Raw genomic sequence first — 11,938 nt, 5'->3', positions numbered from 1 at the left:
CCAGGAGGAACTCATGTCCCGGTCCACCCTGCCCCGCAGCCGCACCCGTCGCGCCCTTGCCGGACGGTCCGACCCCACCCCGGTCGGCCTCCCCGCGGCCCGTTCCGGGATCCGGCGGCGGTTCTGCCGGCTACTGCGCGACGACGCCGGGATGTCGACGGTCGAGTACGCCATCGGGTGCGTCGCCGCCGCGGGGTTCGCGGCCCTGCTCTACAGCGTCGTCACCGGCGATTCGGTCACGGCCGCCCTCACCCAGCTCGTGCAGCGGGCGCTCACAACCGGCTTCTGACGCCGGCCTGCCACCCCGGCGGACGCCAACGGGGATGCGGTGGACCGACCGCGGTGCGGTCACGGTCGAGGCGGCGCTCGCGCTGTGCAGCCTGACCGTCGCGGCCGCGCTGGCGGTCGGCGGGATCGGCGCCGCGGCGGCGTCGGTCCGGTGCACGGACGCGGCCCGCGAGCTGGTCCGTCTCGCCGCCCGCGGCGAGCCCGACCGTGGGCGTGCGGTGGCGGCACGCCTGGCTCCCTCGGGTGCCCGCATCGAGCTCGAGGTGCGCGGCGACGAGGCGATCGGCGAGGTGACGGCCGCGCCCCTGCGTCTGCTGCCGGTCCACGTCTCGGGCCGGGCCGTGGCGGTGCTCGAGCCGGGTGCGGCACTCGGTCAGGTCACCGGCGGTGGGCCATGAGACGCCGGCGTGCGGACGACTGCGGCATGGCGACCGTATGGGCGGCGATCACGGTCGCCGCGCTGGTCGCGCTGTCGACCGCAGTGCTCGGGCTCGTCGCGGCCGTCGGCGGGCGGCACCGCGCCGCGGCCGCCGCGGATCTGGCCGCGCTCGCCGCGGCCGGGCAGGCGGTGCGCGGCGAGGAGGTGGCGTGCCGGCGCGCGGGCGACGTCGCCGCGGGCACGGGCGGCCGGATCGTGCTGTGTCGCGTGCGCGGCGGGGAGGCCCTCATCGAGGTCGAGGTGGCGTTGCACGTCGCGGTGCTCGGCGCGGTCACCGCGCGTGGCCGGGCGCGTGCCGGCCCCGCAGAGTCACCGTTGGTACCGGCGCCGGGTCCGCTCGGCGACGCCGGCGGCGTGCCGCAGATCACGCCGAGCGGTCGTTCTCGACAGCCGAACGGACGGCGGTCGAGACGGGCGGGGCCCCAGCTGGAGACGATCTCGAGTCGTCCCGCCTCTGCCCCGACACCGCGCGTTCACCGTCGCCACCAGTCCGATCGGCGACCGCCGCTGGCATGCGGGCCCGTCACGGCGCCTACTGGAACCTGCTCGACGGTCCGGCTCACGCCGGATCTGCGACTCACGATGTCGCTCCCCAGTCTGCGGTGGGGTCGGCGCGTCTTCGGACGCTCCACCCCCGACCGGCTCCACCGCGCCGCGGCCGCCGCCGGCCGGTTCGGCCCCCGACGGGCCGGCCGGCGACGGCCGGAGCCGTCACCGACAGTGCGGATCTCAGGTCGCCACGGCGCGGAGCACGACATCGAGCACGGTCACCGCACCGGCCTTGTCGAGCGGAGCATTGCCGTTGCCGCACTTGGGCGACTGGACGCACGACGGGCAGCCCGCCCGGCACTCGCAGTCGACGATCGCGGCGCGGGTCGCGGCGAGCCAGGGCGCGAGCACCGCGTGGCCGCGCTCGGCGAAACCGGCCCCGCCGGGATGGCCGTCGTGGACGAAGACGGTCGGGCAGCCCGTGTGCGGGTGCGCGACCGTCGACATCCCACCGATGTCCCACCGGTCGCAGGTCGCGAACAGCGGCAGCAACCCGATCGCTGCGTGCTCGGCGGCGTGCAGTGCCCCGGGGATGCGGGCTGCCGGCAGGCCCGCGGCGAGCAGGGCGTCGTCGTCGACGTCGTACCAGACCCCGCGGGTGGCGAGCGTCTGTGCAGGCATGTCCAGCGGGACGGTCTCCAGCACGACGCCGTCCGGTGTACGGCGCTGGTAGGCGGTCACCTGCGTGGTCACGGTGACCTCGCCGAACGACACGCGTACGGCGCCGTGGTCGCGATGTTCGGCGACCCGCACCACCGCGACGTCCGCGGTCGAGCGGGCATCGGTCCGCCATTCCGGCGCCGCGGCGTGCACCAGGGCGAGCCCGGCGTCCAGGTCGAGATCGTCGACGACGTAGCTCTCGCCCCGGTGCAGGTAGACCGCACCCGGATGGACACTCGCCGGTGCGGCGGCCCCCTCGACCGTGCCCAGCATCCGGCCGGTGTCGACCTCGACCACCGCCACCTGCCCCTGCCCGGCCCCGCGCAGGTCCACCGTCTCGGTGGGCCGGTGCGCCGACGACGGCCAGTACCACCCCGTCGGCCTGCGGCGCAGCACCCCGTCGGCCACCAGATCGGCCAGCACCGCCCCGGCCGCAGCCCCGCCGAACGCATCGACGTCGGCCTCGGTCAGGGGCAGCTCGGCGGCGGCGCAGGCGAGGTGTGGGCCCAGCACGTACGGGTTGGTGGGATCGAGCACGCACCCCTCCACCGGCGTACCGAGCAGGGCGTCGGGGTGGTGGACGAGGTAGGTGTCGAGCGGGTCGTCGCGCGCCACGAGCACGACCAGCGCCTCGTCGCAGCCCCGCCCGGCGCGGCCCGCCTGCTGCCAGAAGGAGGCCCGCGTGCCGGGGAAGCCCGCCACCACCACGGCGTCCAGCCCCGCGATGTCGACGCCGAGCTCCAGCGCGTTCGTGGTGGCGACGCCGAGGAGATGACCGCGGACCAGCGCGGCTTCCAGTGCCCGCCGCTCCTCCGGGAGGTAACCGCCGCGGTAGGCCGACACGCGGGCCACGAGATCCTGGTCGACCTCGGCGAGCACCCGTTGCGCGCCGAGTGCCGTCAGCTCCGCACCTCGCCGGGACCGGACGAAGGCCAGCGTCCGCGCGCCCTCGAGCACGAGGTCGGCGAGCATCCGGGCCGACTCCGCGCCTGCAGAGCGCCGCACCGGCGCACCGTTCTCCCCCGTCAGCTCGTCGAGCAGCGGGGGTTCCCAGAGCGCCACGGTGCGGCCCGCAGCGGGCGACCCGTCGGTACACACGGCTGCCACCTCCCGGCCCGTGAGCCGTGCCGCGAAGGCCGCCGGGTCCGCGACCGTCGCCGACGCGAGGACGATCGTGGGCCGCGCCCCGTAGCGGGCGCAGATCCGCAGCAGGCGGCGCAGCAGCAGCGCCACGTGCGACCCGAACAGCCCGCGGTAGGTGTGGCACTCGTCGAGCACGATGTAGCGCAGGCGGCGCAGGTAGCCGGCCCAGCGGCCGTGCTGCGGCAGCAGCGAGCGGTGCAGCATGTCCGGGTTGCTGAACAGCCACCGGCCGTGGTGGCGGGCCCAGTCGCGCTCGGCGAGCGGGGTGTCGCCGTCGAAGGGCGCGGCCCGCACCTCCGGAAGGTCGAGCGCGGCAAGCGCCCGGAGCTGGTCGGCGGCCAGCGCCTTCGTGGGCGAGAGGTAGAGCGCCGTCGCCCGCCGGTCGGCGGCGAAGGCCGTCAACACCGGCAGCTGGTATGCCAGCGACTTCCCCGAGGCCGTCCCGGTGGCCACCACCACGTCGTGGCCACCGTGCGCCAGCTCGGCCGCGCGCGCCTGATGGCTCCACGGCTGCCGCACGCCCCGGTTGACGAACGCCGTTCGGACGGCGGGCGGCACCCAGTCCGGCCAGTCGACCGCGCAACCGTCGCGGGGCGGCAGGTGGACGGCGTGCCGGAGCGGACTGTCGACCTCACCGGCAGGAGAGGGTCCGCTGCCGGCGAGCACACGGCCCAGCAGCCGCTGCCCCCGGCCCGAGCCGGCCGGAACCTGCGGCGCTTCCGCCTCCCACACCCGTCCGGTCATCCCGTCGAGGTTCGCACACACCACCGACAAGAGGCGTCAGCGCAGCGCCGCGACCGCCTTCGTCGCGATCCCGGTCTGTTCCGACCGGGCCGCCGGCCAGCCCTTCGTCCGCGGCTGGCGGGTGAGCAGCACCACGACGAAGCGGTTCTCCGGCCCCAGCACGCCCGCACTGTGCAGGTAGTACCGGCCGGAGAAGCAGCACATCCAGCCCTGTTTGGCCACCGCGCCCGCCCCGTCGCCGCGGATCTCGGACGACAGGAGCCCGAAGCCCTGGTCGAAGCCGTCCTTCGCGGTCGACGGCGCCGCAGCCATGTCCGTGGTCAGCAGTTCGCGATCCGCGGCGGGCATGTCGTCGAGCACGTACTTCCAGAGCGTGGCGTAGTCGGCTGCCGTCACCTCGACCTCGCCCCACTGGCCGAACCGCTTCGGCGCCGCCGTGCCCTCCAGGCCGAGCCGCGCACTCACGCGGGCCGGCGCCCCGGGCCCGTCGAACTTCTCCCACAGCGCGCTCATCGCGCTGTCGTCGCTCGGTCCGAGCGCCCGCTCGAACAGCTTGAGGTCCGCGTCGGTCACCTTCAGACCCTCGGTCCGGCGGCGGTCGAGCACGTCCACGATGACGATCAGCTTGGCCAGCGACGCGGTGTAGAACCGCTCGTGGCCGCGGTCGCCGACGGCCAGCTCGCCAGTGGTCCGGTCCAGCACCGCGACACCCAGCTGCGTCGCCGACGCGGCCTGCTCCTGTGCCGCGTTCACCGCAGCCTGCGCGAGCCCGCGCTCCACGGGCGGCGCCTCGGGTGTGTCGGGGGGAGCGGCCGGAGCCGGCGCGGCCTCGGTCAGGGGCGCCGCGGAGACGCGGTCGAGGGTCTGCGCGAGCGGGGCGCCGTCGGTCGCCAGGAGAGACATCCCGGCGACCAGCGCGACGAGCGCGCCCAGCGCCGGACCCCACCACGTACGCCGCCCGTGTCTGCCCGTCACGTTGTCCTCACGTACGCGACACCGTCCGAGTTCGCCTCTCTTCCGTACTCGTACGATTCTGCACGGACCCACGATCCGAGGTGTGACGGACGTCCCCCGGCAGCTTCGCCGAGCAGGGCATTTACACTGCACGCGCCCTCGCCGCATTCTGACGTGCGGCTTAGGGGGCGTAAGACGCCAGGGGTGCCGTCATGTCACGTTCCCTGGGCGCAGTGTTCCCATGAACCAGGAGGACGGATGTCCCTATCCGCCACAGTCGCGCCGGGCCTCGAGCTCGCCGCGGGTGACCGCATCGTCGTCGGTGTGGTCGCGGTGGTGGCCCTCGCCGCTCTGGCCATCGGCTTCGTCCTGCTCCGGGAGGTGCTGGCCGCCGGCCAGGGCACCGCCAAGATGCAGGAGATCGGCCGAGCGGTCCAGGAAGGCGCCACTGCTTATCTCAATCGCCAGTTCCGAACGCTCAGCATCTTCGTCGTCATCGTATTCGTGCTGCTGTTCGCGTTGCCCGCCGACGACATCGGCGAGCGGATCGGCCGGTCGATCTTCTTCGTCATCGGCGCGGTGTTCTCCGCGTCGATCGGATACCTCGGCATGTGGCTGGCCACCCGCGCGAACATCCGCGTCGCCGCTGCGGCCCGCGAGGAGGGGGGCCGAGACAAGGCCACCCGCATCGCCTTCCGCACCGGTGGCGTCGTCGGCATGTTCACCGTCGGCCTCGGCCTCTTCGGCGCAGCCGTCGTCGTGCTCGTGTACGCCGGGCAGGCGCCCCGCGTGCTCGAGGGCTTCGGCTTCGGCGCGGCGCTGCTCGCGATGTTCATGCGTGTCGGCGGTGGCATCTTCACCAAGGCCGCGGACGTCGGCGCCGACCTCGTCGGCAAGGTCGAGCAGGGCATCCCGGAAGACGACCCCCGCAACGCCGCGACCATCGCGGACAACGTCGGCGACAACGTCGGCGACTGTGCGGGCATGGCCGCCGACCTGTTCGAGTCCTACGCCGTCACGCTCGTCGCCGCGCTCATCCTCGGCACCGCGGCGTTCGGCCTGCAGGGTCTGCTCTTCCCGCTGATCGTGCCGGCGATCGGCGTGCTGACCGCCGTGATCGGCGTCTACATCACCCGCACCCGCGAGGGCGAGGGCAGCCTCAAGGCGATCAACCGCAGCTTCTACATCTCCGCGGTGATCTCCGCGGTGCTGTGCGTGGCCGCGGCGTTCCTCTACCTCCCGTCGAGCTTCGCGGACCTGGTCAACCCCAGCGACGAGACCGTAGCCACCCTCACCGCGGACCCGCGGGTCATCGCCTCGGTCGCGGTGATCATCGGCATCGTGCTCGCCGGCGTGATCCTGTGGCTGACCGGCTACTTCACCGGCACCGAGCACAAGCCGGTCAAGGACGTCGGCGAGTCGTCGCGCACCGGCGCCGCCACGGTCATCCTCTCGGGCATCTCGATCGGCTTCGAGTCGGCCGTCTACACGGCGCTGGTGATCGCCGCCGCCGTCTACGGGGCGTTCCTGCTCTCGGGCTCGATCGTCGTGTCGCTGTTCGCGGTGGCGCTGGCCGGTACCGGCCTGCTCACCACCGTCGGCGTCATCGTCGCGATGGACACCTTCGGCCCGGTCAGCGACAACGCGCAGGGCATCGCGGAGATGTCGGGCGACGTCACCGGCCCGGGCGTGGAGATCCTCACCGAGCTCGACGCGGTCGGGAACACCACCAAGGCGATCACCAAGGGCATCGCGATCGCGACGGCCGTTCTGGCCGCCACGGCGCTGTTCGGCTCGTACCGCGACGCCATCAACACCGCGCTGCGGACGGCGGGCGTCCGGATCGAGGACGCCGGCTCGGGGTTCTTCTACGAGGTGTTCAGCCCGAACACGCTGGTCGGCGTCATCATCGGCGCCTCGGTCGTGTTCATGTTCTCGGGTCTGGCGGTCAACGCCGTCACCCGCGCCGCGGGCGCGATCGTGTTCGAGGTGCGCCGCCAGTTCCGGGAGAACCCCGGGATCATGGACTACTCGGTGCGTCCCGACTACAGCCGCGTCGTCGACATCTGCACCCGCGACTCGCTGCGCGAGCTGGCCACCCCCGGCCTGCTGGCGATCTTCGCCCCGATCGCGGTCGGCTTCGGCCTCGGCGTCGGCCCGCTGGCCGGCTACCTGGCGGGCGCCATCGCGACCGGCACCCTGATGGCGGTCTTCCTCGCCAACTCCGGTGGGGCGTGGGACAACGGCAAGAAGCTCATCGAAGACGGGCACCACGGCGGCAAGGGCTCGCCCGCGCACGAGGCCACCATCATCGGTGACACCGTGGGCGACCCGTTCAAGGACACCGCAGGCCCGGCGATCAACCCGCTGATCAAGGTGATGAACCTGGTCTCGGTGCTGATCGCCCCGGCCATCGTGGCGTTCTCGGTCGGCGCCGACGCCAACCCAGCGGTGCGGCTGGCCATCGCGGCCGTCGCCGTGCTGATCATCGTCGCCGCGGTGGTCGTCACCAAGCGGCGCACCACCTCCATCGCCGACACCCCGGCGGTCGACCCCGTCAGCTGACGGACAGCCGCACGTCGACGGCCCCTGCCCTTCCGGGTGGGGGCCGTCGTCGTTTCCGCTCCGGCGCGCCGCAGGCCCGCCGACTGCACCGGTCGGCGGGCCGGGGCACACTACCGGGGATCTGCGTCCTCGACCCCGGAGCGGCTTATGCCCCCCGCGCCCCGCCACCGCCGGCTGGCGCTCGCTGCCGTGCTGAGCGCCGTGCTGCTCGGGACCGGCTGCACGGCCACGGTCTCCGGCACCCCCACCGCGGATCCCGCGCCCGCCCCCACCGAGGGGCCGGGCAGCGACCCGGTGCTGTGGGTGGACCGGGTGTGCGGGTCGCTGCTGACGTTCACCGGCCCGGCGCTGGCCCAACCGCAGTTTGGTGACTCGCCGAACCTGCCCGGCATCAAGCAGAAGCTCACCGACTACCTCAACGGCATCATCACCGGGCTGCAGCAGAGCCGTTCCCAGCTCGGCCAGGTCGGTCGCTCGCCCGTGGGCGGGGGCGACGAGGCCGTCACCCGGATCAACGACGTCCTGACCGAGCTGGAGACCGACATCACGGCCGCGAAGGCGAAGGTCGACTCCGCCGATCCGGACGACCCGCAGGAGTTCCTCGCCACGATCACCGACGCCGAGACGCAGCTCGGGAAGATCAGCGCGCCGGACGCGCTCGCCGACCTCAGCGCATCACCGCGGCTGCAGAAGGCAGCAGCGAAGGCCGCCAACTGCCAGCAACTGTCTGCTCAAAACAGCAGCCCGCCCGGCTGACCGGCCTGTCCGATCTCGAACGCGTGTTCTACGGTGCGCCCCGTGTCCCCCGTGTCACAGCCGTCGCTCTTCTCCGCAGGCGCCCGTGCGCCGCGGCCGGGCGACCTCGCGGGCCTGCTGTGCGGCCCGGGACAGATCGTCCGCTTCGGCTCCGGTGACACCGCACGACTGTCGGTCGTGCTCGCCGACCCCTGCCGGGCGCCGGCCGTCGTCGCCACCTGCGCGGCGGTCGGCATCGACGCGCAGGTGGCCGTCACCGAGAGCGGCGCGACCGCGGTGCGCACCGCGTTCCGCCGCGACCTCGTCGGCCTCGCACAGGCCTGGACGACCGGGGCGGTCAAGACGGTGCCGGCAGGAATGCAGCTCGACGGGGCCGTGTTGCGGGTGTGGATGCTCGCGGCCGGCCGTTGGGACGGTCGCGGTGTCGATCTGCTGCTCGATCCGCACGCCCCGCAGACGCATCTGGCGCTGATCGCCGCAGCCACTCGCGCCGGCATATCCCCAGCTCGCGGTGGTCGCGGCAGCGCGTTGCGGATCACCGGAGCCCGGCGTGTGGGACGCTTCGCCGAGCTGGTCGGTCCATGTCCGCGGGGCGTTGCGCCGGACGAGTGGCCGGAGGCGGGGGTGACACGCTCGGTTGACGACGCGGTTACGCTCCCGTCCGTCCGATCGGCGCCGCGCAGTGTGTGACAGACAGAACACGTGGCGTGCACGACGGGAGGAGCGTCCCCGTCCGTGGATACTGGCGAACACGGGGACGACGCAGAAGTGCCGCACGCGGCGGACGATGGAGTGGTTACGACGTGACGACCGGAACGAGCCCGAAGCCCGACACCGAGCCGGCAGCGCCTGCGCGCAAGGCGGGCGCGGGCCGTCGTTCCACCACGCCTCCCGCCACCGTCGTGGGGCGCCCGACGCGCCGTCTGGTGATCGTCGAGTCGCCGACCAAGGCCAAGAAGATCGCGCCGTACCTCGGTAGCAACTACATCGTCGAGTCGTCGGTCGGTCACATCCGCGACCTTCCCCGCGGGGCAGCGGACGTCCCGGCCAAGTACAAGGGCGAGTCGTGGGCCCGCCTCGGCGTGGACGTCAACAACGAGTTCCAGCCGCTCTACATCGTGACGCCGGAGAAGAAGGGCAAGGTCTCCGAGCTCCGCGACGCGCTCAAGAGCGTCGACGAGCTGCTGCTCGCCACGGACCCCGACCGTGAGGGCGAGGCCATCGCCTGGCACCTGCTCGACACGCTCAAGCCCAAGGTGCCGGTCCGGCGGATGGTCTTCCACGAGATCACCGAGCCGGCGATTCGCGCGGCCGCGGCCAATCTCCGCGACCTCGACCAGGACCTCGTCGACGCCCAGGAGACCCGCCGAATCCTCGACCGCCTGTACGGCTACGAGGTCTCCCCCGTGCTGTGGAAGAAGGTCATGCCGCGGCTGTCGGCGGGCCGTGTGCAGTCGGTGGCCACGCGGATCATCGTGCAGCGCGAGCGCGAGCGGATGGCCTTCGTCGCCGCGGGCTACTGGGACATCGCCGCGACGCTGGACGCGGGCGCCGAGGCGACCCCCCGCACGTTCGGAGCCCGGCTCCTCACCGTCGACGGCGACCGCGTCGCGACGGGCCGCGACTTCGGCCCGAACGGACAGCTGCGCAGCTCAGGAGATTCGGCTGCCCGCGTGCTCGACGAGGGCAGCGCCCGCCGTCTCGCGGAGGCGCTGCACGGCCGCGACCTCGCCGTCACCTCGGTCGAGTCGAAGCCCTACACGCGCAAGCCGTACGCACCGTTCATGACCTCGACACTGCAGCAGGAGGCCGGCCGCAAGCTGCGCTTCTCGGCGGAGCGGACCATGCGCTCGGCCCAGCGGCTGTACGAGAACGGCTACATCACCTACATGCGTACCGACTCGACCACGCTGTCCGAGTCGGCGATCACCGCCGCCCGCACCCAGGCCCGCGAGCTCTACGGCGAGGCGTACGTCTCCCCGAGCCCGCGGCAGTACACCCGCAAGGTCAAGAACGCGCAGGAGGCCCACGAGGCCATCCGACCGTCCGGCGAGACGTTCCGGACTCCTGGCCAGGTGGCCCGCGAGGTCGACGGCGACGACTTCCGGCTCTACGAGCTGATCTGGCAGCGGACCGTCGCCTCCCAGATGGCCGACGCCCGGGGCACCACCGTCAGCGTCCGGATCACCGGGACCGCCGGCACCGGCGAGGAGTGCGTCTTCGCCGCGTCCGGGCGCACGATCACGTTCGCGGGCTTCCTCAAGGCCTACGTCGAGACCGTCGACGACCAGGCCGGCGGCGAGGCGGACGACGCCGAGTCGCGCCTGCCGGAGCTGACCCAGGGCCAGGCACTGACCGCCGTCGAGCTGCGGCCGGACGGCCACACGACCAACCCGCCCGCCCGCTACACCGAGGCGAGCCTGGTCAAGATGCTCGAGGAGCTCGGAATCGGGCGCCCGTCGACGTACGCGTCGATCATCAAGACGATCCAGGACCGGGGCTACGTCTGGAAGAAGGGCAGCGCCCTGGTGCCGTCCTGGATCGCCTTCGCGGTGATCGGACTGCTCGAGCACCACTTCGGGCGCCTCGTCGACTACGACTTCACCGCCGCGATGGAAGACGAGCTCGACTCGATCGCGTCGGGCACGGACTCGCGCACGGCCTGGCTCAACGGCTTCTACTTCGGCGGCGCGCAGGGCAGCGAGGGCTCCGTGGCGCGCGCGGGCGGGCTGAAGAAGCTAGTCGGGCTGAACCTCGAGGAGATCGACGCCCGCGAGATCAACTCGATCCCGATGTTCGACGACGTCGTGGTGCGGGTCGGGCGCTACGGGCCGTACCTGGAGCGGATCCGCGACGGGGTCTCCCAGCGCGCGAACCTTCCCGACGACCTGCCGCCGGACGAGCTGACGGCCGAGGTCGCCGAGCAGCTGTTCTCGGTGCCGCAGGAGGGCCGCTCGTTGGGCGTCGACGCGCTGACGGGGCACGAGATCGTCGCCAAGGAGGGCCGGTACGGGCCCTACGTGACGGAGATCCTCCCCGAGCCCGCTGCCCCGGCCGAGGGTGCGACGAAGAAGAAGGCCCCGGCGAAGGCCAAGCCGCGCACGAGCTCGCTGTTCAAGGACATGTCGGTGGAGACGGTGACGCTGGAGCAGGCCGTCCAGCTGCTGTCGCTGCCGCGGGTGGTGGGCACGGACCCCGACGGCGGCGAGGAGATCACCGCGCAGAACGGGCGCTACGGGCCCTACCTCAAGAAGGGCACCGACTCGCGGTCGCTGACGAGCGAAGACCAGCTGTTCACCGTCACCCTGGACGAGGCGCTGGAGATCTACCGGCAGCCCAAGCAGCGTGGCCGTCGCTCGGCGGCGGCGACCCCGCCGCTGCGTGAGCTTGGCGTCGACACCGCCACGAAGAAGCCCATGGTGATCAAGGACGGCCGGTTCGGGCCGTACGTCACCGACGGCGAGACGAACGCGTCGCTGCGCAAGGGCGACAGCGTCGAGGAGATCACGGACGAGCGCGCCTCGGAGCTGCTGGCCGAGCGTCGGGCGAAGGCCCCGGCGCCGAAGAAGCCGGCAGCGCGCAAGCCCGCCGCCAGGAAGCCCGCGGCGAAGGCGCCGGCGCGCAAGAAGACGCCGACCCCGAAGTAGCGCGCTCGCACACAAGAAGCCGGGCTCGCACAGGGGTTGTGACCTGTGTACGAGCCCGGCTTTCTGCCCGGACTCAACCGGTCCTCGCAACACCGGCTTGTTGAGCTGAGCGTAGGTGTCCGTCGAGGGCTTCGGCGGGGGTCATCCAGCCGAGTGTCTTGCGGGGTCGGCCGTTGAGCGCCGCGGCGACGGC

The 11,938-nt window shown here is 72.9% G+C and carries 8 protein-coding genes and 1 pseudogene; 7 read left to right on the top strand and 2 right to left on the bottom strand.

Going from position 1 to position 11,938, the window contains the following annotated elements:
• The first annotated feature begins 13 nt into the window (after positions 1 to 13).
• The 3 genes and pseudogenes from RM445_RS14290 to RM445_RS14280 all read left to right on the top strand — a co-directional run.
• Entirely contained in the window at positions 14 to 289 is a 276-nt protein-coding gene (locus RM445_RS14290) for a DUF4244 domain-containing protein (protein ID WP_311556730.1), read from the top strand.
• Between the two features lie 34 nt (positions 290 to 323).
• A complete protein-coding gene (locus RM445_RS14285; protein ID WP_311556729.1) occupies positions 324 to 686 on the top strand; it encodes a TadE family type IV pilus minor pilin in 363 nt (120 codons plus the stop codon).
• Positions 683 to 970, top strand: a pseudogene (locus tag RM445_RS14280) (Rv3654c family TadE-like protein); the annotation flags it as partial. The gene RM445_RS14285 and the pseudogene RM445_RS14280, both read left to right, overlap by 4 nt.
• A 486-nt stretch (positions 971 to 1,456) precedes the next feature.
• On the opposite strand, the gene RM445_RS14275 reads toward RM445_RS14280, so the two are convergent.
• Positions 1,457 to 3,823 (bottom strand): DEAD/DEAH box helicase, encoded by a 2,367-nt coding sequence (locus RM445_RS14275; RefSeq protein WP_311556728.1) that lies wholly within the window; start codon positions 3,821 to 3,823, stop codon positions 1,457 to 1,459.
• 36 nt (positions 3,824 to 3,859) lie between these two features.
• Entirely contained in the window at positions 3,860 to 4,798 is a 939-nt protein-coding gene (locus tag RM445_RS14270; protein ID WP_311556727.1) for a serine hydrolase, read from the bottom strand.
• A 237-nt stretch (positions 4,799 to 5,035) separates the two neighbouring features.
• Between RM445_RS14270 and RM445_RS14265 the strand changes: the two genes are divergently transcribed.
• From RM445_RS14265 to topA, 4 genes are all read left to right on the top strand, one after another.
• Complete coding sequence (locus RM445_RS14265; RefSeq protein ID WP_311556895.1) at positions 5,036 to 7,342, top strand: sodium-translocating pyrophosphatase; 2,307 nt, start codon at positions 5,036 to 5,038, stop codon at positions 7,340 to 7,342.
• Positions 7,343 to 7,489: 147 nt separating this feature from the next.
• Entirely contained in the window at positions 7,490 to 8,098 is a 609-nt protein-coding gene (locus RM445_RS14260) for a hypothetical protein (protein ID WP_311556726.1), read from the top strand.
• A gap of 42 nt (positions 8,099 to 8,140) precedes the next feature.
• The gene (locus tag RM445_RS14255) at positions 8,141 to 8,788 is read left to right on the top strand and encodes a hypothetical protein (protein WP_311556725.1); all 648 of its coding nucleotides are present in this window, start codon (positions 8,141 to 8,143) and stop codon (positions 8,786 to 8,788) included.
• Between the two features lie 212 nt (positions 8,789 to 9,000).
• Positions 9,001 to 11,745: a type I DNA topoisomerase gene (gene topA, locus RM445_RS14250; protein WP_449619181.1), complete on the top strand. Its 2,745-nt coding sequence runs from the start codon at positions 9,001 to 9,003 to the stop codon at positions 11,743 to 11,745.
• Positions 11,746 to 11,938: the final 193 nt, after the last annotated feature.

It is taken from the genome of Pseudonocardia charpentierae (assembly GCF_031845345.1).
Classification (GTDB): Bacteria; Actinomycetota; Actinomycetes; order Mycobacteriales; family Pseudonocardiaceae; genus Pseudonocardia; species Pseudonocardia charpentierae.
This window is presented reverse-complemented; position numbering and strand designations above follow the sequence as displayed.